General features: G+C 67.8%; 26 protein-coding genes. 16 read left to right on the top strand and 10 right to left on the bottom strand.

What is annotated here, in order from left to right; all coding sequences use genetic code 11:
* Positions 1-46: 46 nt before the first annotated feature.
* The 9 genes from AC3A6B_RS00470 (at position 47) to AC3A6B_RS00430 (ending at position 8,123) form a co-directional block, all read left to right on the top strand.
* Positions 47-1,162, top strand: coding sequence for an aromatic ring-hydroxylating dioxygenase subunit alpha (locus AC3A6B_RS00470; protein ID WP_487834787.1), 1,116 nt, complete (start codon positions 47-49; stop codon positions 1,160-1,162).
* The gene (locus AC3A6B_RS00465) at positions 1,159-1,899 is read left to right on the top strand and encodes a GntR family transcriptional regulator (RefSeq protein WP_487834786.1); all 741 of its coding nucleotides are present in this window, start codon (positions 1,159-1,161) and stop codon (positions 1,897-1,899) included. The genes AC3A6B_RS00470 and AC3A6B_RS00465 overlap by 4 nt, the downstream gene beginning before the upstream one ends.
* The gene (locus AC3A6B_RS00460; protein WP_487834785.1) at positions 1,899-2,897 is read left to right on the top strand and encodes a PDR/VanB family oxidoreductase; all 999 of its coding nucleotides are present in this window, start codon (positions 1,899-1,901) and stop codon (positions 2,895-2,897) included. The genes AC3A6B_RS00465 and AC3A6B_RS00460 overlap by 1 nt, the downstream gene beginning before the upstream one ends.
* Before the next feature lie 156 nt (positions 2,898-3,053).
* Positions 3,054-4,226 carry an ABC transporter substrate-binding protein gene (locus tag AC3A6B_RS00455; RefSeq protein ID WP_487834784.1) on the top strand — a complete coding sequence of 391 codons (1,173 nt, stop codon included), beginning with the start codon at positions 3,054-3,056 and terminating at the stop codon, positions 4,224-4,226.
* A gap of 113 nt (positions 4,227-4,339) precedes the next feature.
* Positions 4,340-5,212 carry a branched-chain amino acid ABC transporter permease gene (locus AC3A6B_RS00450; RefSeq protein ID WP_487834783.1) on the top strand — a complete coding sequence of 291 codons (873 nt, stop codon included), beginning with the start codon at positions 4,340-4,342 and terminating at the stop codon, positions 5,210-5,212.
* Positions 5,212-6,183, top strand: a complete 972-nt coding sequence (locus AC3A6B_RS00445; protein WP_487834782.1) for a branched-chain amino acid ABC transporter permease — start codon at positions 5,212-5,214, stop codon at positions 6,181-6,183. The genes AC3A6B_RS00450 and AC3A6B_RS00445 overlap by 1 nt, the downstream gene beginning before the upstream one ends.
* Complete coding sequence (locus AC3A6B_RS00440) at positions 6,180-6,938, top strand: ABC transporter ATP-binding protein (protein WP_487834781.1); 759 nt, start codon at positions 6,180-6,182, stop codon at positions 6,936-6,938. Before AC3A6B_RS00445 ends, AC3A6B_RS00440 begins: the two co-directional genes overlap by 4 nt.
* The gene (locus AC3A6B_RS00435; protein ID WP_487834780.1) at positions 6,931-7,635 is read left to right on the top strand and encodes an ABC transporter ATP-binding protein; all 705 of its coding nucleotides are present in this window, start codon (positions 6,931-6,933) and stop codon (positions 7,633-7,635) included. Before AC3A6B_RS00440 ends, AC3A6B_RS00435 begins: the two co-directional genes overlap by 8 nt.
* A gap of 71 nt (positions 7,636-7,706) precedes the next feature.
* A complete protein-coding gene (locus tag AC3A6B_RS00430; RefSeq protein WP_487834779.1) occupies positions 7,707-8,123 on the top strand; it encodes an SRPBCC family protein in 417 nt (138 codons plus the stop codon).
* On the opposite strand, the gene AC3A6B_RS00425 is transcribed toward AC3A6B_RS00430, so the two are convergent.
* Positions 8,117-8,734, bottom strand: coding sequence for an NAD(P)-dependent oxidoreductase (locus AC3A6B_RS00425; protein ID WP_487834778.1), 618 nt, complete (start codon positions 8,732-8,734; stop codon positions 8,117-8,119). The two genes, AC3A6B_RS00430 and AC3A6B_RS00425, sit on opposite strands and share 7 nt — an antisense overlap.
* A gap of 42 nt (positions 8,735-8,776) precedes the next feature.
* Positions 8,777-9,430, bottom strand: coding sequence for a DsbA family protein (locus AC3A6B_RS00420; RefSeq protein WP_487835223.1), 654 nt, complete (start codon positions 9,428-9,430; stop codon positions 8,777-8,779).
* A gap of 188 nt (positions 9,431-9,618) precedes the next feature.
* Between AC3A6B_RS00420 and AC3A6B_RS00415 the strand changes: the two genes are divergently transcribed.
* Positions 9,619-10,548 (top strand): LysR family transcriptional regulator, encoded by a 930-nt coding sequence (locus AC3A6B_RS00415; protein WP_487834777.1) that lies wholly within the window; start codon positions 9,619-9,621, stop codon positions 10,546-10,548.
* Here AC3A6B_RS00415 and AC3A6B_RS00410 read toward each other — a convergent pair.
* Positions 10,532-11,455 (bottom strand): LysR family transcriptional regulator, encoded by a 924-nt coding sequence (locus tag AC3A6B_RS00410; RefSeq protein ID WP_487834776.1) that lies wholly within the window; start codon positions 11,453-11,455, stop codon positions 10,532-10,534. The two genes, AC3A6B_RS00415 and AC3A6B_RS00410, sit on opposite strands and share 17 nt — an antisense overlap.
* Before the next feature lie 113 nt (positions 11,456-11,568).
* Here AC3A6B_RS00410 and AC3A6B_RS00405 point away from each other — a divergent pair, with 113 nt between their 5' ends.
* The 3 genes from AC3A6B_RS00405 to AC3A6B_RS00395 are packed head-to-tail and all read left to right on the top strand — an operon-like array spanning position 11,569 to position 14,695.
* Positions 11,569-12,519 (top strand): hydroxymethylglutaryl-CoA lyase, encoded by a 951-nt coding sequence (locus AC3A6B_RS00405; RefSeq protein ID WP_487834775.1) that lies wholly within the window; start codon positions 11,569-11,571, stop codon positions 12,517-12,519.
* A 13-nt stretch (positions 12,520-12,532) separates the two neighbouring features.
* Positions 12,533-13,687 (top strand): CaiB/BaiF CoA transferase family protein, encoded by a 1,155-nt coding sequence (locus tag AC3A6B_RS00400; protein ID WP_487834774.1) that lies wholly within the window; start codon positions 12,533-12,535, stop codon positions 13,685-13,687.
* Between the two features lie 30 nt (positions 13,688-13,717).
* Positions 13,718-14,695, top strand: coding sequence for a Bug family tripartite tricarboxylate transporter substrate binding protein (locus AC3A6B_RS00395; RefSeq protein ID WP_487834773.1), 978 nt, complete (start codon positions 13,718-13,720; stop codon positions 14,693-14,695).
* A gap of 3 nt (positions 14,696-14,698) precedes the next feature.
* Here the strand turns inward: AC3A6B_RS00395 and sugE are convergent, their stop codons facing one another.
* From sugE to dnaG, 5 genes are all read right to left on the bottom strand, one after another.
* Positions 14,699-15,019 (bottom strand): quaternary ammonium compound efflux SMR transporter SugE, encoded by a 321-nt coding sequence (gene sugE / locus AC3A6B_RS00390; protein WP_487834772.1) that lies wholly within the window; start codon positions 15,017-15,019, stop codon positions 14,699-14,701.
* Between the two features lie 25 nt (positions 15,020-15,044).
* The gene (locus AC3A6B_RS00385) at positions 15,045-16,175 is read right to left on the bottom strand and encodes an HPP family protein (protein WP_487834771.1); all 1,131 of its coding nucleotides are present in this window, start codon (positions 16,173-16,175) and stop codon (positions 15,045-15,047) included.
* A gap of 5 nt (positions 16,176-16,180) precedes the next feature.
* Positions 16,181-17,419 (bottom strand): multidrug effflux MFS transporter, encoded by a 1,239-nt coding sequence (locus AC3A6B_RS00380; protein WP_487834770.1) that lies wholly within the window; start codon positions 17,417-17,419, stop codon positions 16,181-16,183.
* Positions 17,420-17,519: 100 nt separating this feature from the next.
* Positions 17,520-19,832 (bottom strand): RNA polymerase sigma factor RpoD, encoded by a 2,313-nt coding sequence (gene rpoD / locus AC3A6B_RS00375; protein ID WP_487834769.1) that lies wholly within the window; start codon positions 19,830-19,832, stop codon positions 17,520-17,522.
* A 280-nt stretch (positions 19,833-20,112) separates the two neighbouring features.
* Positions 20,113-22,005 carry a DNA primase gene (dnaG, locus tag AC3A6B_RS00370; RefSeq protein WP_487834768.1) on the bottom strand — a complete coding sequence of 631 codons (1,893 nt, stop codon included), beginning with the start codon at positions 22,003-22,005 and terminating at the stop codon, positions 20,113-20,115.
* Between the two features lie 90 nt (positions 22,006-22,095).
* On the opposite strand from dnaG, the gene AC3A6B_RS00365 reads away from it, so the two are divergent.
* Positions 22,096-23,049: a YihY/virulence factor BrkB family protein gene (locus AC3A6B_RS00365; RefSeq protein ID WP_487834767.1), complete on the top strand. Its 954-nt coding sequence runs from the start codon at positions 22,096-22,098 to the stop codon at positions 23,047-23,049.
* Here the strand turns inward: AC3A6B_RS00365 and AC3A6B_RS00360 are convergent.
* A complete protein-coding gene (locus AC3A6B_RS00360; RefSeq protein WP_487834766.1) occupies positions 22,997-23,755 on the bottom strand; it encodes a 3-hydroxyacyl-CoA dehydrogenase in 759 nt (252 codons plus the stop codon). The genes AC3A6B_RS00365 and AC3A6B_RS00360 overlap by 53 nt on opposite strands.
* A 105-nt stretch (positions 23,756-23,860) precedes the next feature.
* Positions 23,861-24,418, bottom strand: a complete 558-nt coding sequence (locus tag AC3A6B_RS00355) for a phasin family protein (RefSeq protein ID WP_126836462.1) — start codon at positions 24,416-24,418, stop codon at positions 23,861-23,863.
* A 183-nt stretch (positions 24,419-24,601) separates the two neighbouring features.
* Between AC3A6B_RS00355 and AC3A6B_RS00350 the strand changes: the two genes are divergently transcribed.
* Together AC3A6B_RS00350 and AC3A6B_RS00345 are read left to right on the top strand one after the other, a co-directional pair.
* Positions 24,602-25,543, top strand: a complete 942-nt coding sequence (locus AC3A6B_RS00350) for a histone deacetylase family protein (RefSeq protein ID WP_487834765.1) — start codon at positions 24,602-24,604, stop codon at positions 25,541-25,543.
* Positions 25,540-25,989, top strand: a complete 450-nt coding sequence (locus tag AC3A6B_RS00345; protein WP_487834764.1) for an acyl-CoA thioesterase — start codon at positions 25,540-25,542, stop codon at positions 25,987-25,989. Before AC3A6B_RS00350 ends, AC3A6B_RS00345 begins: the two co-directional genes overlap by 4 nt.
* The last annotated feature ends 43 nt before the right edge of the window (positions 25,990-26,032 follow it).

Below are 26,032 nucleotides of genomic sequence, written 5' to 3'. Positions count from 1 at the left end.
CAAAAGTGTTGGAAATTGCGGCGTCAATGTATACATTGAGTATCCCATGAGCACCTCATCCAGCCCCTTTCCGCTCAACGCCTGGTACGCGGCCGCCTACGACGTTGAGCTCAAGCATGCGCTGTTGGCGCGCACCGTCTGCAATCAGAAACTGGTGCTGTACCGGCGCACCGACGGCCGGGTCGCCGCGCTGGAAGACGCCTGCTGGCATCGGCTGATGCCGCTGTCGATGGGCCGCCTCGACGGCGACGAAGTGGTCTGCGGCTATCACGGCCTGGTGTACAACAGCCAGGGCCGCTGCACCCACATGCCGAGCCAGGAGACGCTGAATCCCTCGGCCTGCGTGCGGTCCTACCCGGCGGTGGAGAAGCATCGCTTCGTCTGGATCTGGCCCGGCGATCCGGCCAAGGCCGACCCAGCGCTGGTGCCCGACATGCACTGGAACGACGACCCGGCGTGGGCCGGCGACGGCAAGATGATCCGCGTGGCCTGCGACTACCGCCTGGTGGTCGACAACCTCATGGACCTCACGCACGAGACCTTCGTGCACGGCTCCTCGATCGGCAACCGCGCGGTGGCCGAGGCGCCTTTCGTCGCGACCCACGGCGACCGCTCGGCCACCGTCACGCGCTGGATGGAGAACATCGATGCGCCGCCCTTCTGGGCCGCGCAGATCCGGCATGCCCGCGGCTACCAGGGCAAGGTCGATCGCTGGCAGATCATTCGCTTCGAGGGCCCCTGCACCGTCAACATCGACGTCGGCGTGGCCCCGGCGGGCAGCGGCGCGGTGCCGCGCGACGGCGCGCCCGGCGATCGCAGCCAGGGCGTCAACGGCTACGTGCTCAACACCATCACGCCCGAGACCGACAAGAGCTGCCTCTATTTCTGGGCCTTCGCCCGCAACTACTGCATCGGCGAACAGCGCCTCACGCACGAGCTGCGCGAAGGCGTCGCCGGCATCTTCCGCGAGGACGAGCTGGTGCTCGAGGCCCAGCAGCGCGCCATCGACGAGCGGCCCGACTACAGCTTCTACAACCTCAACATCGACGCCGGCGCGATGTGGGCGCGACGGCTCATCGATCAGATGATCGCGAAGGAAAGGCCGCGAAGCGCGACCATCCCGATCCGGCCTGCGGCCGAAGCCGCGGTGGAGCGGCCATGAGCGAAACAGAGCTCGGCAGCTCGCAAGCCGTCAAGGCCCAGTTGCGGCTGCGCGAGATGGTGCTGGCCGGCGAGCTGCCCGGCGGCACGCGCATCGCCGAGGTGGCAATCTCCGAGCTGCTGGGCGTCTCCCGCACGCCGGTGCGCAGCGCGCTCATGCGGCTCGAACAGGAGGGCCTGCTCGAAGCCCTGCCCAGCGGCGGCTACGCGGTGCGCACTTTTTCCGAGCGCGACGTGTCCGACGCCATCGAGCTGCGCGGCACGCTCGAAGGCCTGTCGACGCGGCTCGCGGCCGAGCGCGGCGCGGCGCCGGTGGTGCTGCGCGAGGCGCGCGCCTGCCTGAAGCGCATCGACGAATTGCTGCGCGAACCCGCGCTCGACGATGCGGCCTTCTCGCGCTATGTGACTTTCAACGAGCAGTTCCACCGGCTCCTGTCCGAGATGGCGGGCAGCCCGCTGATCGCGCAGCAGCTGGAGCGCGTGATCAACCTGCCTTTCGCTTCGCCCTCGGGCTTCGTGGTGGTTCAGGCGAACTCGCCGGCCGCGCGCGACATGCTGGTGATCGCGCAGGACCAGCATGGCCAGGTGCTCGATGCGATCGAGAACCGCGAAGGCTCGCGCGCCGAGGCGCTGATGCGCGAGCACAGCCGCCTCGCGCAGCGCAACCTGCGCGAAGCGCTGCACGGCGCGCAACACCATCCCCTTCCGGGCGTTCAACTGATCCGCCGCAGAGCCTGATGAAAAGCGATACCCACTGGATGCCCGCGCGCATCACTGCCTTGCGCGACCTGACGCCGACCGTGCGCGAGTTCGAGATCACGCCCGAGTCGGGCGTCGCGGCCACGCACGAGCCGGGCGCGCATCTGCAAGTTCAGGTGCTGGTCGGTGCGCCGGGCTCAGGGCGGATGCAAACCCGTTCCTATTCGGTGATCGGCGCACCCGACGGCCGCGCCTGGCGCATCGCGGTCAAGCGCCTGGAAGACGGGCGCGGCGGCTCGCTCGCGATGTGGCGGCTGGCGATCGGCGACCGCCTGCTGGTCGCCGAGCCGCAGAGCCACTTCGGCCTCGACACCACGGCGCCGGGCTACCTGCTGGTGGCGGGCGGCATCGGAATCACGCCGCTGGTCTTCATGGCGCAGCGCCTGGGCGCACTGGCCGAGCGCAACGGCGTGCGCGTGCGCATGCTCTACGGCGCGCGCAGCGTCGATGAGCTCGCCTACCTGCCCACGCTGCAGGTCGCGTTGGGCCCCGAGGTGCAGGCGCACACCGGCAGCGCGCCGATCGACTTCGTCGCCGAGATCGCGGCCTTGCCGCCCGGCGGCCAGCTCTACACCTGCGGGCCGGTGCCGATGCTCGAAGCCGTCAAGCGCGCCTGGGCGGCCGCCGGCCGTGCGCCGGCCGACCTGCGCTTCGAGACCTTCGGCAGCAGCGGACGCCTGGCGGCGCAGGCCTTCGAGGTGCGCATCCCGCGCCACGACCTGGCGCTCACCGTGCCGGCCGACGGCACCCTGCTCGAGGCGCTCGAGGCCGCCGGCGTGCAGACCCTCTGGGATTGCCGGCGCGGCGAATGCGGACTGTGCGCAATGGACGTGCTAGCGGTGGAGGGCGAGATCGACCACCGCGACGTGTTCCTGAGCGAGCACGAGAAGGCCGAGGGCCGGCGCATCTGCGCCTGCGTCTCGCGTGCCGTCGGCCGCATCACCATCGATTCCGCGTGGCGGCCCGACTTTCCATAAGTCCGCCGAAGCGTTGCGCGATCATCGCGCGCGTTGTTTGCATATCGCGCAGAAACGCGCCCTCCGCTGGCGGCGCTAGGTGTTTGCCTCGGCGCGAGCCCGGTTTCGTTTGTTCACAATAACCCTCGTTCTGCTTCCATCGAAATAGGAGACTCCATGCAACGTCGTCACCTCATCCAGGCCGCAAGCCTCGCGGCCATCGCGCTGGCCATGCCGCTGGCCCAGGCGCAGGGCAATACCTTCAAGATCGGCCTGGTGCTGCCGATGACGGGCCAGCAGGCCACCACCGGCCGCCAGATCGAGGCCGCCGCTCGGCTCTACATGGCGCAGAACGGCGACACCGTTGCGGGCAAGAAGGTCGAGCTCATCATCAAGGACGACACCAGCCTTCCCGACGTGACCAAGCGCCTCGCGCAGGAGCTGGTGGTGAACGACAAGGTCAACGTGCTGGCCGGCTTCGGCATCACGCCTTCGGCGATGGCCACCGCGCCCATCGCCACCCAGTCGAAGACGCCGATGGTTGTGATGGCGGCGGCCACTTCGAGCATCACCGAGGCCTCGCCCTACATCGTGCGCACCAGCTTCACGCTGCCGCAGGTTTCGGTGGCGATGGGCGACTGGGCGCCGAAGAACGGCATCAAGTCGGTCGTCACGCTGGTCACCGACTACGGCCCGGGCAACGACGCCGAGAAGTACTTCAAGGAGCGCTTCCAGCTGAACGGCGGCAAGGTGCTCGATTCGCTGCGCGTGCCGCTGCGCAACCCCGACTTCGCGCCCTTCCTGCAGAAGGTGCGCGATGCCAAGCCCGATGCGCTGTTCGTCTTCGTGCCATCGGGCGCCGGCGCGGCCGTGATGAAGCAGTTCATCGAGCGCGGCATGGACAAGGCCGGCATCAGGATGATTGCCACCGGCGACGTGACCGACGACGACCAGCTCAACGACATGGGCGACGGCGCGCTGGGCGTGGTGACCACGCATCACTACTCGGCCGCGCATCCGTCGGCGGTCAACAAGAAGTTCGTCGAGGCCTTCCAGAAGGCCAACAAGAACATGCGTCCCAACTTCATGGCGATGGGCGGCTACGACGGCATGCGCGTGATCTATGAAGCGCTCAAGACCACCAAGGGGCAGGGCGGCGGCGATGCGCTGCTGGCCGCGATGAAGGGCCAGATCTTCGAGAGTCCGCGCGGCCCGGTGCTGATCGACGCGCAGACGCGCGACATCGTGCAGGACGTGTACCTGCGCAAGGTCGAGAAGAAGGACGGGCAGCTTTACAACGTGGAGTTCGACGTGATCAAGGCGGTCAAAGACCCGGGCAAGGCGAAGTAAATAATGCCCCCCGGCTTTTCACTACGCTTCGCTGCGTGTAACTCCACCCCCCGAAGGGGAGACGCGGCCGCCTTGGGGCGGCCCGGCGGCGGCCGCCGCTTGCCCGATTCGACATGCTAACCATCCTCTTCGACGGCATCGCCTACGGCATGCTGCTGTTCGTGCTCGCGGTCGGCCTGGCCGTGACGCTCGGCCTGATGAACTTCATCAATCTCGCGCACGGCGCCTTCGCGATGGCCGGCGGCTATCTCACGGTGTTCGCGATGCAGAAGCTGGACGTGCCTTTCCTGGCCTGCCTGCCGCTGGCCTTCATCGTGGTCGGCCTGGCGGGCGCGCTGCTGGAGCGCACGCTCTACCGGCCGATGTACGGCAAGCCGCACCTGGACCAGGTGCTGTTCTCGATCGGCCTGGCCTTCATGGCGGTGGCGGCCATCGACTACTTCGTCGGCTCCTCGCAGCAGAACATCCACCTGCCCGAATGGCTGCGCGGCCGCAGCGAGATCGGCGCTGATCCGTGGCTGCTGGGCATGGGCCACTACCGGCTCTTCATCATCGCCGTGTGCGCGGTGCTCACCGTGGTGCTGCAGCTGATTCTTTCGAAGACGCGCTTCGGCAGCCGGTTGCGCGCGGCGGTGGACGATCCGCGCGTGGCGGCGGGACTCGGCATCAACGTCAACGTGGTGTTCCTCCTCACCTTCGCGGTCGGCTCGGGGCTCGCGGGCCTGGGCGGCGCGCTCGGCGCCGAGATCCTCGGCATGGACCCGACCTTCCCTCTCAAGTACATGATCTATTTCCTGATCGTGGTCTCGGTCGGCGGCACCTCGTCGATCACCGGCCCCTTGCTGGCCGCGCTGCTGCTCGGCATTGCCGACGTGGCGGGCAAGTACTTCATTCCGAAGATGGGCGCCTTCACGGTCTACCTGCTGATGATCCTGATCCTGATGTGGCGGCCGCAGGGCCTGTTCACGCGCAGGGGAGGGAAGTGATGGATTTCCAGAAGTCGCTGCTGCACAAGACGCGCTGGCGGCCGTGGGAGTTTGCGGTCTGGGCCGTGGCTTTCGTGCTGCCCGGTATTTTTCCTTCGCACGCGCTGCTGATCAACGAGATCGCGATCGTCGCGCTGTTCGCGATGTCGCTCGACCTGATCCTGGGCTACACCGGCATCGTGTCGCTGGGGCATGCGGCCTTCTTCGGCTTCGGCGCTTACACGGCCGCGCTGTTCGCCAAGCTGGTGATGGCCGATCCGACCGCGGGCCTGGTGGTCGCGGTGCTGCTCTGCGCCGCGCTGGGCGCGGTGGCAAGCGTCACGATCCTGCGCGGCAGCGATCTCACGCGGCTCATGGTCACGCTCGGCACCGCGCTGCTCTTGCTCGAACTCGCCAACAAGCTCGACTGGCTGACCGGCGGCGCCGACGGCCTGCAGGGCGTGGTGATGGGGCCGGTGCTGGGCCTGTTCGAATTCGATCTCTACGGCCGCACGGCGGCCTGGTATTCGCTGGCCGTGATGCTTGTCCTGTTCCTCTTGATGCGGCGCCTGGTGCACTCGCCCTTCGGCGCCACGCTGAAGGCGATTCGCGACAACCGGCTGCGCGCGATGGCGATCGGCATTCCGGTGATCTCGCGCATCGCAGTGATCTATACCGTGGCTGCCGCGGTGGCCGGCGCATCGGGCGCGCTGCTGGCGCAGACCACCGGCTTCGCCTCGCTCGACGTGCTGGCCTTCGACCGCTCGGCCGACGTGCTGCTGATGCTGGTGATCGGCGGCGTGGGCTGGCTCTACGGCGGTGTGGCCGGTGCGATCGTGTTCAAGCTGCTGCAGAACTGGCTGTCGGCGGTGACGCCGCAGTACTGGATGTTCTGGATCGGCCTGATCCTGGTGCTGCTGGTGCTGGTGGGCCGCGACCGCTTGTTGAAGCCCTGGACCTGGTTCGGCGCGCGCAAAGGAGCGGGGTCGTGAACGACATCGTTCTTTCTGCCACCGGCCTGGTGATGCGCTTCGGCGGCATCACGGCCACCGACAACGTGAGCTTGAACCTGAAGCGCGGCGCGCGCCACGCGCTGATCGGCCCCAACGGCGCCGGCAAGACCACGCTGATCAACTTGCTCACCGGCGTGCTCACGCCGACGGCCGGCCGCATCGTGCTGGAAGGCGAGGACATCACGCGCCTGGCGCCGCACCGCCGCGTGGCGCGCGGCATGGTGCGCACCTTCCAGATCAACCAGCTCTTCGATTCGATGACGCCGCTGGAAACGCTGGCGCTGGTGATCTCGCAGCAAGCCGGGCTGGCGGCGCAGTGGTGGCGGCCGCTGGGCTCGACGTCCAGGGTGACGGAACGCGCTGCGCAACTGCTCGAGCAATTCCATCTCGCTGACGTCGCGCAGCAGCAGACGCGGCAGCTCGCCTACGGCAAGCGCCGCCTGCTCGAGATCGCGATCGCGCTGGCCTGCGAGCCGCGCGTGCTGCTGCTCGACGAGCCGGTGGCCGGCGTGCCGGCCGGCGAGCGCGAGGAGCTGCTGCAGACCGTGGCGGCCCTGCCGGCCGACGTGTCGGTGCTTCTGATCGAGCATGACATGGACCTGGTGTTCAGCTTCGCCGACCGCATGACGGTGCTGGTCAACGGCGCCGTGCTGACCGAAGGCGACCCGGACACGATCGCGAACGATCCGAAGGTGAAAGAGGTGTACCTCGGCCATGGAGCCGCGCATGTCTGAGCTGCTGCGCATCGAGAAGCTCAGTGCCGGCTACGGCGAGGCCGTGGTGCTGCACGACATCGCGCTCACGCTCGGCGAAGGCCAGACCCTGGCGCTCCTGGGCCGCAACGGCACCGGCAAGACCACGCTGATCAACACGCTGGCCGGCGCGACGCGCCAGCATGGCGGCGGCATCGCACTCGGCGGCGTGGCGCTGCACAAGCTCTCGCCGCACCAGCGTGCCGCGGCCGGCATCGGCTGGGTGCCGCAGGAGCGCAATATCTTCAAGTCGCTCACGGTGCACGAGAACCTGAGCGCAGTCGAGCGGCCAGGCAAGTGGAACCCGCAACGCGTCTATGAGATGTTCCCGCGCCTGGCCGAGCGCAAGAGCAACCTCGGCACGCAGCTGTCGGGCGGCGAACAGCAGATGCTGGCGGTGGGGCGCGCACTGGTGGTCAACCCGCGGCTGCTGCTGCTCGACGAGCCCCTGGAAGGCCTGGCGCCGATCATCGTCGAAGAGCTGCTGCGCGCGATCCGCCGCATCACGCGGGACGAAGGGCTGGCGGCGATCATCGTCGAGCAGCATCCGCAGGCCATCCTCGCGATCTCCGACGAGGCGGTGGTGCTCGACCACGGCACGGTGGTGCATGCCGATCGCGCGGCCACACTGCGCGCGCAGCCCGAGGTGCTGGAGCGGCTGCTGGGCGTCGCGCGCTGAAGGCACCTCCCAACACTTCCCATCCGTCGCCTCCCTGCCTAGGATGCGCTCCTGGATTCAGGAGACTTCACATGGCATCCATTCGACGTGAGATGGTGGTGGCGGCGAGCGCCGAGCAGATCTGGGAGGTGGTGCGCGACATCGGCGAAATCCACCACCGCCTGGTGCCGGGCTTCGTGACCGACTGCCGGCTCGAGGAGGCGGGCGAAGCCCGCATCGTCACCTTCGGCAACGGCCTGGTGGTGCGCGAGGCGATCGTCGATCTCGACGATGCCGCGCGCCGGCTGGCCTGGTCGGCGACCGGCGGCCAGCTCACGCACTACAACGCGTCGATGCAGGTGTTCGCCGAGGGCGAGCAGCAGAGCCGGATGGTCTGGATCGCCGATCTGCTGCCGCACGAGGCGGCAGGGGCGATCGGCGCGATGATCGACGAGGGGATGCGGGTCATGAAGAAGACCCTCGAAACAGCCCCCGCTGCCGCTCAATAGCCTACGGTGAAGCGCCGGCGCGAGTGCGCCGGCTTCTCGATCTCGTCGGCCATCGCGATCGCGTAGTCCTCCATCGAGATCCAGCTCTTGCCGTTCGCATCGGCCAGCAACTGGTCGGCGCCGAGGCGGTAGCCACCGGTGCGCTCGCCGGGCTCGAAGAACGCGGAGGGCGAGATGAAGGTCCAGTCCAGTTCCTTCTCGGCGCGCAGTGCTTCGAGGAACGCACGGCCGGCCAGTGCTTCCGTCTTGTAGGCAGCGGGGAATTCGGGCGTGTCGACCAAGGCCTTGCCCGGTGCGACCTCGAGGCTGCCGGCACCACCGACCACCAACAGGCGCGGCACGCCGGCTTTCTTCGCGGCGGCGATGGCCGTGGCTGCGTCGATGCCGCCTGCGAAGTGGGTCGAGCTGATCACGGCGTCATGGCCGCGCAGCAGCGGCACCAGCGCGTCCAGTTGCGTGGCGTCGGCCTGTTGGAGGCTGAGGCCGGGCTTGGCTTCGGCCTTCGCCGTGTTGCGCGCGATGCCGGTCACCTTGCGGCCGCGCTGCAGCAGTTCGGTGGCGATGCGCGAGCCGGCGCGGCCCGTGATGCCGAGGATGGCGATGTTGCTCATGGGAGGACTCCTGGTTGAACGAAAAAGAAAAAAGGTGGGCGCTCAGGCGGCTTGCTGCGCCGTCTGCATCAGCTGCTGTTGCCAGGCCTCGCGCCGGCCCAGCCACGCGCTGGCGTCGATGCGTTCGAGACGGCCGTCGCCGCGCGCCAGCGCGAAGGTGGGAAAGCCGCCGCCGCCGACGCGTGCCAGCAGCGCACGGCTGTCAGCGATGTGTTGCCGGGTAGCTTCGCCCGCCTGTTGTGCGAGCAGGGCAGCGAACGCGTCGCCGTCGAGCCCGATGTCGATCGCGAGTTCATGCAGCACCGCTGTGTCGGCGATGCGGCGCCCTTCGACGTAGTGGGCACGCTGCAGGCGCTGAAGCAGATCGAGCCCGCGGCCGCCGAGTGCTTCGGCCGCGAGGATGGCGGTCGTCGGCGGTTCGGAATCCATCACTGCGGTGGTGTCGCGCAGCAGCCCTTCGAAATAGGCCTCGCCGAAGGGTTGGCCCGTGAGTTGCGCGATGCGCCGGTCGTGCGGCGTCACGTAGTCGCGCCATTGCAGCGTGATCGGCCGGCGGTTGGCGCCGGTCATCATTCCGCCGCCGTGCAGCGCGATCGCGAGTCCCGGCACCGTGCGTGCCGCCTGGACCAGCGGCGCGGCCGCGTAGCACCAGCCGCACAGCGGGTCGAACACATAGTGGAGGACAGGGCCATTCATTTCGCCGGCCACTTCGGCGGCCGAGGCTGGCAGGGTTCGAACGGCTGCGAGCGAGGCCATCCCTGCGAGGGTTCTGCGAATCATGTGGAAAGCGCCCGATGGGTTGGAATGGACCGAATCTTATGTTTCTCAATCCGATCAAAAAACCGCATACGATGCAAATGTTTATTGCTTGAATCGATCAGATCATGGACCGCATCACTGCCGCCACGGTGTTCGTGGAAGTCGCCGAGCGCGCCAGCATGACGGCCACCGCCGAGGCCCTCGACATGTCGCGCGCAATGGTCACGCGCTATCTCGCGCGCATGGAAACCTGGGCCGGCGCGCGCCTCCTGCATCGCACGACGCGGCGCATCAGCCTCACTTCCGCAGGCGAGCAGACCCTGTCGCGCTGCCGGCAGATGCTCGAGGTCGCCCAGCAGATGCAGGTCGCCGTGGATGCGCAGGCCGATGTGCCGCACGGCCTGCTGCGCCTGACCTGCGCCCAGTCGATCGCGCAGGACGTGCTGGCCGCGGCCGTGGCGGACTTCCTGCGCCGCCATCCGCAGACCGCCATCGACCTGCACATCAGCGACCGCACCGTCAACCTGGTGGAAGAGCGAATCGACCTCGCGATCCGCATCACGAACGACCTCGACCCCAACCTGATCGCGCGGCCGTTGGGAAGCTGCGGCTCGGTGGTATGCGCGACGCCGGCCTACCTTGCCGAGCACGGCACGCCGCGCGCGCCGCAGGAGCTCGCCCTTCACAACTGCCTGACCTATTCGTACTTCGGCAAGAGCCTGTGGCAGTTCGAGCAGAAGGGCCGGCAGATCGCGGTGCCGGTGGGCGGCAATCTCAGCGCCAACGAATCGTCGGTGCTGCTGACGGCGGTGCTCGAAGGCGCCGGCATCGCGATGCAGCCGGTGTACTCGGCCGCGCCGCTGGTGGCCAGCGGCCGGCTGGTCGCGCTCCTGCCCGACTGGCGGCCGCAGACGATGGGGGTCTACGGCGTCTATGGTTCACGCCGCCAGATGCCGGCCGCGCTGCGCGCGATGCTCGACTTTCTGGCGGCGCGCTTCGCCGACGCGCGCTACTGGCCGCCGGCCGGGGGCGCGACGCTCAGGAAGAAGCGTTGAGCGCAGACGCCGCAGCGCGGTCGCGCAGATGCGCAACCAGCAGCTTGGCCGCGGGCGACAGGTTGGCCTCGCTGCGAAAGCAGATCGCGAAGCGGCGCTCGGCCCAGGCGTCGGAAAGCGGCACCACGCGCAGGCCGAAGCTGGCCGCGAGCGGATCGATCACCTCGCGCGGCACCACGGCGATGCCGAGGTTCGCGCGCACGCAGCGCAGCGCCGCATCGAAGGTCGACACCGCCGCGCGGTAGCTGAGCGGCCGGCCGATGATGGCGGCCGCCCGCGCCAGCATGGTGTGGACCGCGGTGGAGGCGGGCAGGCCCACGTGGTCGAACGCCAGCGTCTCTTCGAAGCTGCAGCGCCGCCGGCGCGCGATGGGATGCGAAGGATGGGCAACGATGGCCAGCCGATCGCGCCGATACGGCCAGGCCTGCAGCCCTTCGAGATCCGCCGCGTCCCAGCACACGCCCACCGGCGCCGAGCCTTCACGCAACGCGCGCACCAGGTCGCGGCTCAAGGCTTCTTCGATGTCGACGCGGATGTCGCGGTGCGCCGGCGTCTGCAGGAAGTCCGCGATGTCGTCGGGCAGGAACTCGGCGATCGAGGACATGCTGGCCAGCACGCGCACCTGTCCCTTCACGCCGCGCCCATGGTCGGCCATGTCGCGCGCGACACGGTCGGCGCTCGCGAGCATGGCGCGCGCGTGCTCGAGCAGGATCTCGCCGGCGGCGGTCGGCGTCACGCCGCGGCGGCGCCGCTCGAAGAGCTGCTCGCCCACGACATCCTCGAGCTGCGCCAGGCGCTTGCTGATCGCCGAGGCCACGATGTGCTGCTGCTCGCCGGCGCGGGCGATGTTGCGGGTTTCGCAGACGGCGACGAAGAGGCGCAGGCTGGTGAGGTCCAGGTCGCGCATGAAGTTCCAATTCGGAATGTTGGGCGTTCCAGATTACCGCTTTTGCGATCAATACGGAATGTCTAAAGTCGAGGCATCACATTGGCGCCCATGCCGATGTCTGGAGAGAACCCATGCCAGCACCCAAGCCGCGGCTGCCGCGCGCCGCCGTCATTCGCGAAGTCGGCCTGCGCGACGGCCTGCAGAGCATCGCGACCGTCCTGCCCACCGAGCACAAGCGCGAATGGATCCGCGCGGCCCATGCCGCCGGCCAGCGCGAGATCGAGGTCGGCTCCTTCGTGCCGGCGCGGCTCCTGCCGCAACTGGCCGACACCGCCGAACTGGTCGCCTTCGCCAAGACGCTGCCGGCCCTATTCGTCTCGGTGCTGGTGCCCAACCTGCGTGGCGCCGAGAGCGCGATCGAAAGCGGCGCCGACCTGATGATCGTGCCGCTTTCGGCCAGCCATGCCCACAGCCTCGCCAACCTGCGCAAGACGCCCGACGAGGTGGTGGCGGAAGTCGTCCACATCCGCGCGGCGCGCGACGCGGCCGGTTCCAAGACGCTGATCGAAGGCGGCGTCGGCACGGCCTTCGGCTGCACGATCCAGGGTCGGGTCGAGAAGAGCGAGGTGCTGCGCCTGATGCAGGCCCTGCTCGATGCCGGCGCCGACCGCGTGAGCCTGGCCGACACGGTCGGCTATGCCGATCCGGCCATGGTGCGCGCGCTGTTCGAGGAGGCCCTGAAGATCGCCGGCGATCGCTTCTGGTGCGGCCACTTCCACGACACGCGCGGCCTGGGCCTGGCCAACGTCTATGCGGCGCTCGAAGTCGGCGTTGCGCGCTTCGATGCCTGCCTGGCCGGCATCGGCGGCTGTCCGCATGCGCCGGGCGCGAGCGGCAATGTCGCGACCGAAGACCTGGCCTACATGCTGGGCAGCATGGGCATCGCCACCGGGGTCGACATCGATGCGCTGCTCGCGCTGCGCCAGCGCGTGGCCGAGTGGCTCAGCGGCGAGACGCTGCACGGCACGCTCTGGCGCGCCGGCCTGCCCAAGACCTTCGCCCCCGAAACCGCGCTCCCCTGACCGAAAGTCCCTCATGAATGCTGAAGACAACAAGCTCCCGCTCACCGGCGTCCGCGTCGTCGAATTCACGCACATGGTGATGGGCCCGACCTGCGGCATGATCCTCGCCGACCTCGGCGCCGAGGTGATCAAGATCGAGCCGCCCGGCGGCGACAAGACGCGCAAGCTGCCCGGCCTGGGCATCGGCTTCTTCCGCTCCTTCAATCGCAACAAGAAAAGCGTGGTGCTGGACATCACGACCGAAGAAGGCCGCGCCACGGCCACCGAGCTGATCGGCCAGTGCGACGTGGTGTTGGAGAACTTCCGCCCGGGGCTGATGAGCAAGCTGGGGCTGGATTACGAGACGCTCTCGGCGAAATCCCCGCGCCTGATCTACGTCACGCACAAGGGCTTCCTGCCCGGGCCCTACGAGAACCGCCTGGCGCTCGACGAGGTGGTGCAGATGATGGGCGGGCTCTCCTACATGACCGGCCCCGAGGGCCGGCCGCTGCGCGCCGGAACCTCTGTCAACGACATCATGGGCGGCATGTTCGGCGCGATCGGCGTGCTCGCCGCGCTGCGCGAGCGCGAGCGCACCGGCAGAGGCCAGGAAGTGCAGAGCGCCCTGTTCGAGAACTGCGTGTTCCTCTCGTCGCAGCACATGCAGCAGTTCGCGATGACCGGCGAGCCGCCGCCGCCGATGCCCTCGCGCGTGTCGGCCTGGAGCGTCTACGACGTCTTTACGCTGGCCGAAGGCGAGCAGCTCTTCATCGGCGCGGTGAGCGACAAGCAGTTCCTGACCTTGTGCCGCGTGATCGATGCGCCTGAACTCGCTGCGGATCCGGCGTTGGCCAACAATGCGTTGCGCGTCGCGGTTCGGCCGGCGCTCTTGAATCGGCTGGGAGAGATCCTCGCCCGGCATCGCGTCGAGGAACTTGCGCCCAAGCTCGAGGAAGCCGGCATTCCCTACGCGCCGATCGTGCGGCCCGACCAGCTGATGGACGATCCGCACCTCAAGGCCAGCGGCGGCCTGGTGCCGATGGCGTGCGACGATGGCTGCATGACCGAGGTGGTGCTGCTGCCGCTCCTGATGGGCGGCCGGCGCCCCGGCGTGCGGCAGGCGCTGGCGCGCGTTGGCGAGCACACTGAGGAAGTGCTGTCGCAACTGGCGGCACGCGAAGCTGCCTGACACAGGTTTTCGAAGACAAGGAGACAAAAGATGAACCCCACCCTTTCGCGCCGAACGGTGCTCGGCCTCGGCGCTTCCGCGCTGGGCCTCGCCGCGCTTCCCGCATTTGCCCAGGGCACCGACAAGCCGGTGCGCATCGTCCTGCCCATCAGCGCCGGTTCGGGCGTGGACACCATTGCGCGCGCTGCCGCGCCGGCGCTCGGCAAGGCCTTCGGCCAGCCGGTCGTGATCGAGAATCTGCCGGGCGCCGGCGGCCTCACCGGCACCTCGGTCGTCGTCAAGGCGGCGCCGGACGGCATGACGCTCGGCATGGTGTCGAACAACCATGTGATCAACCCGAGCGTCTACAAGAAGATGCCCTTCGACGCCATCAACGACATCACGCCCATCAGCGTGGTCGGCGCGACGCCCCTGGTGCTGCTGGTGAACCCGAAGGTGCCAGCCAAGAACGTGAAGGAACTGGTCGCGCTGCTCAAGGCCAAGCCCGACGGCTACAACTACGCCTCGTCGGGCAACGGCACCATCATTCACCTGGCCGGCGAAATGTTCATGGACGAGGCGGGCGTCAAGGCGCGCCATATCCCCTACAAGGGCACGGGCCCGATGGTGACCGACATGATCGCGGGCCAGGTCGAGATCGGCGTGGTCGCGCTGCCGGCGGTGCAGCAGCACATCAAGAGCGGCGCATTGCGCGCGATCGGCCTGTGCGGACCCGCGCGCTCGCCGGCGGCGCCCGAAATTCCGACCATCGCCGAGCAGGGGCTGCCCAACTACAGCGTCGAAGGCTGGTTCGCCGTCATCGGGCCGGCCAAGCTGCCGGCGGCAGAGGTCAAGCGCGCGCACGACGCCGTCGTGGCTGCGTTCTCCAGCGCCGAGGTGCAGGAAGCGATGGCCAAGCAGGGCAACATCATCAAGCCGAGCACGCCGGAAGAGGCCGCGACGTACTTCCGCAGCGAGGCGGCGCGCTATGCGGCGCTGGTGAAGAAGGCGAATGTGACGCTGGAGTGAGGCTCAGACTGCGCTGGTGAGCTTGAGCCCGAGGATGCCGGCGACGATCAGCGTCACGCAGGCCAGCCGCGCGGCCGTGGCGGGCTCGTGGAACAGCACGATGCCCAGCGCCACGGTGCCCACCGCGCCGATGCCCGTCCACACCGCATAGGCCGTGCCCACGGGCAGGCTGCGCATTGCCCAGCCCAGCAGCACCACGCTGAGCACCATCGACACGGCGGTGCCGACCGAGGGCCACAGCCGCGTGAAGCCTTCGGTGTACTTGAGGCCGATGGCCCAGCCGACCTCGAGCAGGCCTGCGACGAACAAGACGATCCATGCCATGCGGCATCTCCTGAGTATGAAGCGGTCAGTTTTCCGGCCGCACGGCGCGGTACAACGCGCGTACGAAATCGGACTGCGTGATCATGCCCGTGAGCCGCCTTTCACCATCGATGATGGGGATATGGTGGTGGCCGCCCTCGGAGAACAGCGGCACCAGGTCGACCATCGGCCGCTCCTCGCTGGCCACGCGCACCTGCCGCGTCATGATCTGGCCGACCACCTCGGGCTTGCTCGACATCACGGTTCGCGTCGCGCGGACGAAGTCGCGCAGCCGCCCGCCCAGCCCTTCGTGATGCTCCAGGTCGATGTGGCGAAAGAAGTCGGCCTGCGTCACGATGCCGACCACGCGGCGCGTGCGATCGATCACCGGCAGCGCCTTGATGCGCCGCTGCTGCATCAGCGACCATGCATCCTGCAGCGGCGTGCCGAACTCGGCGACCACCGGATCGCGCGACATGATGTCGGCGCAGCGCACGGTGCCGAGGCGGCGCTTGTACGACTCGAGCTCGGTCTGCTGGATCAGCGATTCGAGGTCGTCGCGGCTGATATCGAGCACCTGGTTGTAGCGCGCGAGCACCGCATCGATGTCGGCCGAGCTGAAGCGCGCGTCGGCCCTGGGTTCGCGCGGCGCGAGCTGCACATGCGGGTAGCGCCGGCCGGTCAGGCTGTTGTAGACCACGCCGGCGAGCACCAGCAGCACGGAGTTGGCCAGCACCGGGTAGAGCGAGAAGGGGAAATGCGTCGTCTGGCTCAGCACTGCGAACAGCGCCACCGCGCCGCCGGGCGGGTGCAGGCAGCGCATGGCGAACATCAGCGCGATGGCCAGCGCGGGCGCGAGTGCGCTGGCCCATACCGGATCCGGCATCCAGCGCGCGCAGGCCACGCCGACCAGCGCCGAGAACGTGTTGCCGGCAACCACGGACCAGGGTTGGGCCAGCGGGCTGGCCGGCAGCGCGAACACCAGCACCGCGCTGGCGCCCAGCGGCGCGACCAGCCAGCGGCTGTCGATCGAAGAGCCCGCCATCTGGCAAAGCAGGGCGGTCAGCAAGAGACCAATTCCGGCGCCGGCGACGGCGCGCAGCCTTTCGCGTGCGTTGACGTTGGTGCGCGCCGGCAGCCAGGCGCGCGCGAAGGTCCGCAGATCGTCCCAGCGCATCGCCGTCAAGCCGCTTCGCCGGCGACCCTGCGCCCGATCTCGGGCCAGCGCCCGTGCAGCCAGACCCAGGCGACCAGGCCCACGCTCATCATGAGGAGCGAGGTCAGCGCGAGTGCGAACGTCGAATGCATCACCAGCGGCGCGATCACCCCGGCCACGATGCCGTTGGCGGTGGAGCCGATCACGGCCTGCAGCGAAGAGGCCATGCCGCGCCGCTCCGGATGCAGGTCGAGCACCAGCAGCGTCACGACCGGCACCATCAACGCCCAGCCGAAGGCGAACACCGCGATCGGCCACAGCGCCCAGGCCGGGTGCGGCTCGAACAAGGCATTGGCGATCACGTTGAGCAGCGAGGTCGCCAGCATGATCACGAAGCCGTCGCGGATCTGCCGCTTGGGCGCCACCTTGCCTGCCATGCGGCCGCTGGCCCAGGCGCCGGCCATGATGCCGCCGATGGTCAGCAGGAAGAACCAGAAGAACTGGGTGGGCGCGAGCGCCAGGTGATCGCCGAGAAAGGCGGGCGCGGCCAGCACGTAGAGGAACATGCCGTTGAAAGGCACACCGCTCGCCAGCGCCAGCAGCAGGAAGCGCGGGTCGGAGCACAGGTCCCAGTAGCCGCGCATCAGGTGCCGAACCTCGAAGGGCTGGCGCTGGCTCAGGTGCAGCGTCTCCGGCAGCAGTTTCCAGTTGGCGGCGAACAGCACCACGCCCACCGCCACCAGGAACCAGAACACGCTGTGCCAGCCCAGGTGCACGAACAAAAAGCCGCCCACGATCGGCGCGATCGCGGGCGCGATGCCGAAATAGATCGTGACCTGGCTCATCACCCGCTGCGCTTCGGCCGGCGGGAACATGTCGCGGATCACGGCGCGCGAGACCACGATGCCAGCGCCGGTCGACAGGCCCTGCAGCGCGCGGAAGAACACCAGCTGGCCGATGGTCTGCGCGAGCGCGCAGCCCAGCGAGGCGATGGTGAACACGGCCAGGCCCCACAGCACCACCGGCCGGCGGCCGAAGCTGTCCGACAGCGCGCCGTGGAACAGGTTCATGAAGGCGAAGCCGAACAGGTAGGCAGACAGCGTCTGCTGCATCTGGGCCGGCGTCGCGCCGATGCTGCTGGCGATGCCCGAGAAGGCCGGGATGTAGGTGTCGATCGAGAACGGCCCGAGCATGCCGAGCACCGCGAGCAGCACGGCCAGCGCCCAGCGCGGGGCGTGCCAGAGTTTGTCTGCGTCGGGGTTCATGCGAGAGGTATCCGTTCTTGCTTGTTCTGCGCGGGAATGGAAAACGCCCGCTGCCGGTGAAGGCAAAGCGGGCGTTCGGGCTCGAAGATCCGCTGAAGGATCAGAGCGTATCAATAAAGCTGCGCAGCTTGTCGGAACGGCTCGGATGCTTGAGCTTGCGCAGCGCCTTGGCTTCGATCTGGCGGATGCGCTCGCGCGTCACGTCGAACTGCTTGCCGACTTCTTCCAGCGTGTGGTCGGTCGACATCTCGATGCCGAAGCGCATGCGCAGCACCTTGGCTTCGCGCGGCGTCAGGCTGTCGAGGATGTCCTTCACCACGTCGCGCAGGCCGGCCTGCATTGCGGCCTCGATGGGCGCCGTGTTGCTGCTGTCCTCGATGAAGTCGCCCAGGTGCGAATCGTCGTCGTCGCCGATGGGGGTTTCCATCGATATCGGCTCCTTGGCGATCTTCATGATCTTGCGGATCTTGTCTTCCGGGATCTCCATCTTCGCGGCCAGGATGCCGGCGTCGGGCTCGAAGCCGAACTCCTGCAGATGCTGGCGGCTGATGCGATTCATCTTGTTGATGGTCTCGATCATGTGCACCGGAATGCGAATGGTGCGCGCCTGATCGGCGATCGAGCGCGTGATCGCCTGGCGGATCCACCACGTCGCGTAGGTCGAGAACTTGTAGCCGCGGCGGTATTCGAACTTGTCGACCGCCTTCATCAGGCCGATGTTGCCTTCCTGGATCAGGTCGAGGAACTGCAGGCCGCGGTTGGTGTACTTCTTGGCGATCGAGATCACGAGGCGCAGGTTGGCCTCGATCATTTCCTTCTTGGCATCGCGCGAGGACGACTCGCCTTCGTTCATGCGCTTGTTGATGTCCTTGAGCTCGGCCAGCGGCACCACCACGCGCGACTGGATGTCGGCCAGCTTCTGCTGCAGCTCCTGCACCGGCGGGATGTTGCGCGCCAGCACCGTGCTCCAGGGCTTGCCGGCGGCGGCCTGCTTCTCGACCCACTTGAGGTTGAGCAGGTTGGAAGCCGCGCGGTTGCCGTTCTTGTCGTAGCCGCTGAAGTCGCGGATGAACTCTTCCTGCGGGAAGCCGCACTTGTCCACGATGATGCGGCGCAGCTCGCGCTCCTTCTTGCGGACGTCGTCGACCTGCGTGCGCACCAGGTCGCACAGCTTCTCGATCGTGCGGGCCGTGAAGCGGATGGTCATCAGCTCTTCGGACAGCGCGTGCTGCGCCTTCTGGTAGGCCGGCGTGCCGTAGCCTTCCTTGTCGTAGATCTTGTGGACCTTCTCGAACAGCGCGGCGATGCGGTCGAAGCGCTCCAGCGCGTCGCGCTTGAGTTCCTCGAGCTTCTTGGTCAGCGCCTTGGAGCCGCCCTTGCCGTCGTCGTCATCTTCCTCGTCGAATTCGTCGAAGTCTTCTTCGGCCACGTAGTCGTCGGCCTCGTTCGGGTTCGAGAAGCCGTCGACGATGGTCGAGATGACGACCTTGCCGTCACGGATTTCCTGGCCCAGGCGCAGGATCTCGGCAATGGTCGCGGGCGAAGCCGAGATGGCTTCCATCATGGCCATCAGGCCGCCCTCGATGCGCTTGGCGATCTCGATTTCGCCTTCGCGCGTCAGCAGCTCGACCGTGCCCATCTCGCGCATGTACATGCGCACGGGGTCGGTGGTGCGGCCGAATTCGCTGTCGACGGTCGAGAGGGCCGCTTCGGCTTCCTCTTCGGCTTCTTCGACCGTGGTGGCGGTCGGAGCCGTGTTGTTCAGCAGCAGGGTTTCGGCGTCCGGCGTCTGCTCGTAGACGGCCACGCCCATGTCGTTGAGCATGGTGACCACGACTTCCATGGTCTCGGCGTCGACCAGCTTGTCGGGCAGGTGGTCGGAGATTTCGCCGTGCGTCAGGTAGCCGCGCGTCTTGCCCAGCGTGATCAGGGTCTTCAGGCGCGAGCGGCGCTTGGCCAGGTCTTCCTCGGAGAGCACGGTCTCGTCGAGGCCGAACTCCTTCATCAAGGCGCGTTCCTTCGCCTTGCTGATCTTCATGCGCAGCGGCTTGACCTTTTCTTCGGTCGTCGTCGCTGCCGGCTCGTCGCCGATCAGCTCGTCTTCGATGTCGGACAGGTCGACGTCGCTCGTCGGCGCCTCGTTGCCGGCCTTGGGCTTGCGGCCGCGCTTGGCGCCGCCCGCAGCGGCGGGCGCGCCGGCGGCCTTGGGAGGACGACCGACCTTCTTGGCGGCGGGTTTGGTGGCTTCGGCGATGGGGGTCGATTTCGTGGGCACGGTTTTCACTTTCGTTGCGGCTGTCGCCTTGGACGCGGCGGCACTCGACTTAGTTGCCGCCAGGGCGGCCGCTTTCAACGGTTTTTCTGCAATCGGCTTCTTGGCGGCGGACACGGCAGGCTTCTTTGAACTGGGCATACAACCTCGGTACAACAAGAATGAACAAGCGGAATCACAGGCGCCAACAAGCCGGCGCGGGCGGGAGCACAAAACAATGGGGCGAAGAGGAGGCGACTCCTCAAGCACTCTTCAAAAAGGCAAGATGTCGGGCGAACATTTGGTGTGCAGTCCTTGCGGTGTATTGACCCTTTTCCCGTGGGGAAGTGCATTGCGCTGGAGGGCCGGCCCGGAGGTGCTGCTGTCGCTCTTGCCGTTTCGCGTATGGCGAAGCCCTAGATTATAGCCTGTTACGCATTTTTCAAGCAAGGGTCGACCCGGGCTGGAGCCGTGCGCGCAGCTCCAGGCGGCGCGCTTCCAGCGCCTTGTACCGCTCGAGCGCTCGCGGATCGCTCCCCACGGCGGCAATGGCCTCGCTCTGCTGGGCCTTGAGCAGGTCGTCCAGCATGAAGTCGAGGACGTTGCGCAGTTCCCGGGCGGCATCGGCCGCCTGTTCCCCCTCCGCCTCGCCGATGGGCCCGCCATCGGGGTCGGTCATGACGCGGTCGGCCAACGCCTCGAAGGCCGTGCCCCGCATGCCTTCGCGCAGCGCGGCCCAGGGCTGCACGCCGTGCTCGTGCAACTGGCTGTCCAGCCAGGCGAAGAGCAGCCCGTGATCGCCCGGCAGGTCGCACAGCAGGCCGTGCAGCTCATGGGAAAGCCCCTCCCATTCGGCCATGTTCGACAGCAGCAGCCGCGCGGCCACGTCCGCCCGGCCCGGCGGCAGCGCGCGGCCGCGGGACGGAGGCCGCCGGGGGGTAGAGGCGCGGCGGCCCTCCCGCGGCCGGGCATAGCCCTCGCTTTCGCCCCGGTCGCGCGCCGAGGCGGCCGGGGCGCGCGCGGCCGCCGCGGGCGTCCACAGTTCAGCCAGTTCCTGGGTGCTCAACTGGACCATTTCGGCGATCTCGCCGAGCAGCTGGCGCTTGAGCGCGCCTTCCGGCAGCGCGCTCCAGAGCGGCCGCGCGTTGCTGGCCATGTGGGCGCGCCCTTCGGCCGTCCCGAGGTCGCAGCCTTCGCGCGCGGCTTCGAGCATGAAGCGGCTCAGCGGCGTGGCCTCGTTCACGAAGCGCGCAAAGGCGTCGGCGCCGAACTCTCGGATGAAGCTGTCGGGGTCGTGCTCGGCCGGCAGGAACAGGAACTTGACGCTGCGCACGTCGCTGGCATAGGGCAGGGCGCCGTCGAGCGCCTTGCGGGCGGCGCGCCGGCCGGCCGCGTCGCCGTCGAAGCTGAACACCACCGATTCGGTGAAGCGGAACAGCTTCTGCACGTGCTCCGGCGTGCAGGCGGTGCCCAGCGTTGCGACCGCGTTCGGAAAGCCGAGCTGCGCCAGCGCCACCACGTCCATGTAGCCTTCGGTCACGAGCGCATAGCCGCGCTCGCGGAACGCGGCGCGTGCTTCGTAGAGTCCGTAGAGCTCGCGGCCCTTGCTGAACACCGGCGTCTCGGGCGAGTTGAGGTATTTGGGCTTCTCGTCGCCGAGCACGCGGCCGCCGAAACCGATGCATTCGCCCTTGACGTTGCGGATCGGGAACATCACGCGGTCGCGGAAGCGGTCGTAGCGCTTGCCGTCGCCGTTGTCGTCCGGCTCGCCGGCGATCACCAGCCCGCTTTCGGCCAGCAGCGGATCGTCGTAGTCGGGGAACACGCCCGCCAGCGTGCGCCAGCCCGCCGGTGCGTAGCCGATGCCGAACTGCCGTGCGATCTCGCCGGAGACGCCGCGGCCCTTGAGGTAGTCGATGGCGGCGGGCGACTGGCGCAACTGCTTCTTGTAGGCCTCGCCTGCCTTCTCGAGCACCTCGGACAGCGTGGCCTGCTTCTGGCGTTGGCCGGCGGCGCGGGCGCGCTCCTCGGGCGAGGCATCGTCCTCGGGCACCTGCAGGCCGTACTGGCCGGCCAGGTCATGCACCGCCTCGACGAAGCCCATGCCGGCGTGCTCCATCAGGAAGCCGATGGCGTTGCCGTGCGCTCCGCAGCCGAAGCAGTGATAGAACTGCTTGGTGGGGCTGACCGAGAACGAAGGCGATTTCTCGCCATGGAACGGGCACAGGCCCATGAAATTGGCGCCGGCCTTCCTCAACTGGACGTAGCGGCCGACGATTTCCACCACGTCGGCGCGCGCGATCAGTTCCTGGATGAAAGAGGCGGGGATGGTCATGTAGGCGGAGAGCGGCAAATCATACGCAAGACCTCATGCCACCGCGGGCCGGCGGCATACTGGCCGCTTCGAATCCAGCGCCGCATCCGCATGATTCGCCACACCGCCCGCCACGCAGTGCCCTTGCTGCGCCATCCTCTCCGATTCACCTGGGAGGCACTCAAGGCGTTTCGGGCCAACCAGGGCCTGCTGCTGGCCGGCGCGGTCGCCTATTACGCGCTGCTGTCGATCGTGCCGATCCTGATCCTGAGCGTGATCGCGATGTCGCACGTCATCGATCAGGCGGAGCTGCTGAGCGCGGTGGGCCGCTACCTGGAGTGGCTGTTGCCGGGCCAGTCGCGGGCCATCGTCGCCGAGTTGTCGAACTTCCTGGCCCATCGGGACGTGCTGGGGCCGGTGCTGGTGGTAACGATGATCTTCTTCAGTTCGCTCGCCTTCACCGTGCTGGAAAGCGCCATGGCGGTGATCTTCCACCACCGCAAGGCCGATCATTCCCGCCACTTCCTGATCTCGGCGGTGATGCCCTACATCTACATCCTGTGCCTGTGCGTCGGACTGCTGCTGGTGACGCTGGTGTCCGGCGCGCTGCAGGTGATCGGGCAGGAAAGCGTCGAGCTTTTCGGCCGCAGCTGGTCGCTGTCGGGCGTGTCGGGGGTGCTGCTGTACCTGCTCGGTCTCGGCGGCGAGATCTTCATGCTGACCTCGCTCTACCTGGTGATGCCGGTGGGGCGGCTGCGGCTGCGGCACGCGCTGCTGGGCGGCGTGACTGCGGCGCTGCTGTGGGAGATCACGCGCCGCTTGCTGGTGCTCTACTTCGCCACGCTGTCGCAGGTGAACGTGGTCTACGGCTCGTTGACCACCGCGATTGTGGTGCTGCTGAGCCTGGAGATCGCCGCCACGCTGGTGCTGTTCGGCGCCCAGGTGATCGCGCAGTACGAACGCCTGGAGCGCACCGGCAGGGCGCCTCCGCTGCCGGCCGAGATCTCGAAGGTCAGCGCGGCGCCAGCCGGATCGCCCCGTCGAGCCGGATCACCTCGCCGTTGAGCATGTCGTTCTCGATGATGTGCTTGGCGAGCTTCGCGTAGTCCTCGGGCGTGCCGAGGCGAGAAGGGAAGGGCACGCTGGCGGCCAGCGCGTCCTGCACTTCCTGCGGCATCCCGAACAGCATCGGCGTGCCGAAGATGCCGGGTGCGATCGTCATGTTGCGGATGCCGTTGCGCGCCAGGTCGCGCGCGATCGGCAGCGTCATTCCGACCACGCCCCCCTTGGAGGCGCTGTAGGCGGCCTGGCCGATCTGGCCATCGTAGGCCGCGACCGAGGCGGTCGAGATCAGCACGCCGCGCTCGCCGGTGGCCTCGGGCTCGTTCTTGCTCATGGCGTCGGCCGCGAGCCGGATCATGTTGAAGCTGCCGATCAGGTTGACCGTGACCGTCTTGCTGAACACGGCGAGGGCGTGCGGCCCGTTCTTGCCGACGGTCTTCTCGGCCGGCGCGATGCCGGCGCAATTGACCAGGCCCATCAGCTTGCCGAGCTTCTGGGCGGCGGCCACTGCGGCCCGGCCGTCGGCCTCCTGGCTCACGTCACACTTGACGAAAGTGCCGCCGATTTCCTTGGCGACCGCTTCGCCCTTGTCCACCTGCATGTCGGCGATGACCACCTTGCCGCCGTTCGCCGCCAGCATGCGCGCCGTGCCTTCGCCGAGGCCCGAAGCGCCGCCGGTGACGATGAAAACCTTGCCGTCGATCTGCATGGGATGTCTCCTGAAAAAACGTTGGCGGCGATCATAGAGCGCAAAAAAAAAGCCCCGTCCGAGGACAGGGCCCTGAATTGGATCCCGAAGGACCCAAGGAGACAATCAGCGCTTGCGCGAAGCGGTTTGAGCGGTGCTCTTGGCAGCGTTCACGGCCGTGGTCGAAACAGCCTGGAAGTTGGCTTCGGCGACGTCGGACGCTTGCTTGACGGCCTTCTGGACCGATTCGAAAGCGTTGTTGGCAGCAGCCACGGCGCTCTTCATCACGGCGACGGCGGTTTCCGAACCGGCGGGAGCGTTCTTGGCAGCGCTGTCGACCAGGCCGACGAAGGCTTGCTGGGCTTCAGCGGCCTTCACTTCGAATGCCTTGGTGAACTCGGCGCCGGTGCCTTGGGCGATGTCGTACAGGTGACGGCTGTAGGCCGCGGTCTTCTCGGCCAAGGGCTGGAACAGGCCGGCTTGCAGGGCGAGCAGCTCTTGCGCATCCTTGACGCTCAGCATCGCTTGCGCGGTGCCGGCGGCTTCGGTCAGCGCAGCCTTGGAGGCGGTGACGTTCAGGTCGACCAGCTTCTCCACGCCTTCGAAGGCCTTGGTGGTGAGGCCGAACAGGGTCTCGAGGTTGGCTTTGTGGGAAGCGATGATTTGGTCAGCGGTCAGTGCCATGTGGATGCTCCAGTTGAATGAATGAGGTAGGTCGCGGATGAGCTGCCCCTCTTCATTTTTGTTGCGGTGCAGCATGGCCTCAAGTATAGGCAGCCAGGCGTTTCGATCAAGTGGAATTTGTTGCTTTGCAGCAATTTAGAAGAGGCTTTCTAAAAAGGAGGGGCGGCGGCCGACAATGTTCCTATGCGTGCGTTTTACTCAGGCCAATTCGTGCTGCCGCTGCCCAGCGGGCACCGGTTTCCGATGGGGAAGTACGCCATGCTGCGCGAGCGGCTGGCGCAGCATCTGCCCGCGGTGCAAATGTTCGAGGCGCCTCGTGCCAGCGACGGCGAGCTGGCGCTGGCCCACGCGCCGCAATGGATCGCCGCCATCAGCGACGGCAGCGTCGATCCGCAGGCCATGCGCGAGATCGGTTTTCCCTGGAGCGAAGCCATGGCGGAGCGCTCGCGCCGCTCGACCGGCGCCACCATCGCCGCCTGCCGGGCGGCCCTGGCGGAAGGCATCTCGGCCAACATGGCCGGCGGCACCCACCATGCGAGTGGCGACAGAGGAGGGGGCTTTTGCGTCTTCAACGATGCGGCGGTTGCAGCGCGGCTCATGCAGGCGGAGCACGGCCGGCGGGGCCGCCTGCCTTTCCAGGTGGCGGTGATCGACCTCGACGTGCACCAGGGCAACGGCACCGCGCGCATCTTCCGCGACGACCCGAGCGTGTTCACGCTGTCGATGCACGGCCAGAAGAACTTCCCGTTCCGCAGGGAGGCGAGCGATCTCGACGTCGAACTGCCCGACGGCTGCGGCGATGCCGAGTACCTGGCGGCACTCGAGCATGCGCTCGACGAACTCGACCGGCGCTTCTCGCCCGGGCTGGTGATCTACCTCGCGGGCGCCGATCCCTTCGAGCGCGACCGGCTGGGACGCCTCAAGCTGAGTTTCGACGGCCTGGAGGCGCGCGACCGGCGCGTGTTCGACTTCGCCTGGCAGCGCCGGATTCCGCTCGCGTTCGCGATGGCCGGCGGCTATGCGAGCGACATTGCGGAGACGGTGCAGGTGCAGCTCGGCACCTTTCGCGTGGCCTTCGACTACTGGCGGCGGTGGCAGAATGCCGCGCCGAGATCGCACCCATGAGCGCCAGACCCACGCCCCACCGCCGCAGCAGCTTCCGCGTCTTTCGCAGCATTCCGACGCGCTGGGCCGACAACGACATGTACGGGCATGTCAACAACGTCGTCTACTACGGCTGGTTCGACACCGCCGTCAATGCGCTGCTGATCGAGCGCGGCGCGCTCGATATCCACCAGGGCGACACGATCGGTTTCGTGGTCGAAACGCAGTGCAATTACTTTGCGCCGCTCGCGTTTCCGCAGACGGTGGAGGCTGGCGTCCGGGTGGTGCATGCGGGCAGTTCCAGCGTACGCTACGAAATTGCATTGTTCGCCGAGGATTCGGAGACGGCGGCGGCGCAAGGCCACTTCGTCCACGTTTATGTCGACCGCACGACGCATCGGCCCGTCAAGCTGCCGCCCGCCTTGCTGCGCGTCGTCGACGAGCTTCGAGTGGCAGCAGGCACGTAGAAACGGCGCCCGAAGGCGCCGTTGTCGCGAGCGATCGGCAGGT

The organism is Variovorax sp. Soil_C_33 (assembly GCF_057656935.1).
The sequence above is the reverse complement of the archived record's forward strand: the minus strand, read 5'-3'. Positions and strand labels throughout refer to the sequence as shown.

What these genes read in the sequence shown, in the direction of transcription:
- AC3A6B_RS00365 (WP_487834767.1), top strand. Translation starts at nt 22,096, where the DNA reads ATGATTCGCCACACCGCCCGCCACGCAGTGCCCTTGCTGCGCCATCCT.
- AC3A6B_RS00435 (WP_487834780.1), top strand. Translation starts at nt 6,931, where the DNA reads ATGTCTGAGCTGCTGCGCATCGAGAAGCTCAGTGCCGGCTACGGCGAG.
- sugE (WP_487834772.1), bottom strand. Translation starts at nt 15,019, where the DNA reads ATGGCATGGATCGTCTTGTTCGTCGCAGGCCTGCTCGAGGTCGGCTGG.
- AC3A6B_RS00410 (WP_487834776.1), bottom strand. Translation starts at nt 11,455, where the DNA reads ATGCGCGACCTGGACCTCACCAGCCTGCGCCTCTTCGTCGCCGTCTGC.
- AC3A6B_RS00380 (WP_487834770.1), bottom strand. Translation starts at nt 17,419, where the DNA reads ATGAACCCCGACGCAGACAAACTCTGGCACGCCCCGCGCTGGGCGCTG.
- AC3A6B_RS00355 (WP_126836462.1), bottom strand. Translation starts at nt 24,418, where the DNA reads ATGGCACTGACCGCTGACCAAATCATCGCTTCCCACAAAGCCAACCTC.
- dnaG (WP_487834768.1), bottom strand. Translation starts at nt 22,005, where the DNA reads ATGACCATCCCCGCCTCTTTCATCCAGGAACTGATCGCGCGCGCCGAC.
- AC3A6B_RS00415 (WP_487834777.1), top strand. Translation starts at nt 9,619, where the DNA reads ATGGACCGCATCACTGCCGCCACGGTGTTCGTGGAAGTCGCCGAGCGC.
- AC3A6B_RS00360 (WP_487834766.1), bottom strand. Translation starts at nt 23,755, where the DNA reads ATGCAGATCGACGGCAAGGTTTTCATCGTCACCGGCGGCGCTTCGGGC.
- AC3A6B_RS00470 (WP_487834787.1), top strand. Translation starts at nt 47, where the DNA reads ATGAGCACCTCATCCAGCCCCTTTCCGCTCAACGCCTGGTACGCGGCC.
- AC3A6B_RS00420 (WP_487835223.1), bottom strand. Translation starts at nt 9,430, where the DNA reads ATGAATGGCCCTGTCCTCCACTATGTGTTCGACCCGCTGTGCGGCTGG.
- AC3A6B_RS00405 (WP_487834775.1), top strand. Translation starts at nt 11,569, where the DNA reads ATGCCAGCACCCAAGCCGCGGCTGCCGCGCGCCGCCGTCATTCGCGAA.
- AC3A6B_RS00460 (WP_487834785.1), top strand. Translation starts at nt 1,899, where the DNA reads ATGAAAAGCGATACCCACTGGATGCCCGCGCGCATCACTGCCTTGCGC.
- AC3A6B_RS00450 (WP_487834783.1), top strand. Translation starts at nt 4,340, where the DNA reads ATGCTAACCATCCTCTTCGACGGCATCGCCTACGGCATGCTGCTGTTC.
- rpoD (WP_487834769.1), bottom strand. Translation starts at nt 19,832, where the DNA reads ATGCCCAGTTCAAAGAAGCCTGCCGTGTCCGCCGCCAAGAAGCCGATT.
- AC3A6B_RS00385 (WP_487834771.1), bottom strand. Translation starts at nt 16,175, where the DNA reads ATGCGCTGGGACGATCTGCGGACCTTCGCGCGCGCCTGGCTGCCGGCG.
- AC3A6B_RS00425 (WP_487834778.1), bottom strand. Translation starts at nt 8,734, where the DNA reads ATGAGCAACATCGCCATCCTCGGCATCACGGGCCGCGCCGGCTCGCGC.
- AC3A6B_RS00430 (WP_487834779.1), top strand. Translation starts at nt 7,707, where the DNA reads ATGGCATCCATTCGACGTGAGATGGTGGTGGCGGCGAGCGCCGAGCAG.
- AC3A6B_RS00400 (WP_487834774.1), top strand. Translation starts at nt 12,533, where the DNA reads ATGAATGCTGAAGACAACAAGCTCCCGCTCACCGGCGTCCGCGTCGTC.
- AC3A6B_RS00350 (WP_487834765.1), top strand. Translation starts at nt 24,602, where the DNA reads ATGCGTGCGTTTTACTCAGGCCAATTCGTGCTGCCGCTGCCCAGCGGG.
- AC3A6B_RS00465 (WP_487834786.1), top strand. Translation starts at nt 1,159, where the DNA reads ATGAGCGAAACAGAGCTCGGCAGCTCGCAAGCCGTCAAGGCCCAGTTG.
- AC3A6B_RS00395 (WP_487834773.1), top strand. Translation starts at nt 13,718, where the DNA reads ATGAACCCCACCCTTTCGCGCCGAACGGTGCTCGGCCTCGGCGCTTCC.
- AC3A6B_RS00455 (WP_487834784.1), top strand. Translation starts at nt 3,054, where the DNA reads ATGCAACGTCGTCACCTCATCCAGGCCGCAAGCCTCGCGGCCATCGCG.
- AC3A6B_RS00345 (WP_487834764.1), top strand. Translation starts at nt 25,540, where the DNA reads ATGAGCGCCAGACCCACGCCCCACCGCCGCAGCAGCTTCCGCGTCTTT.
- AC3A6B_RS00445 (WP_487834782.1), top strand. Translation starts at nt 5,212, where the DNA reads ATGGATTTCCAGAAGTCGCTGCTGCACAAGACGCGCTGGCGGCCGTGG.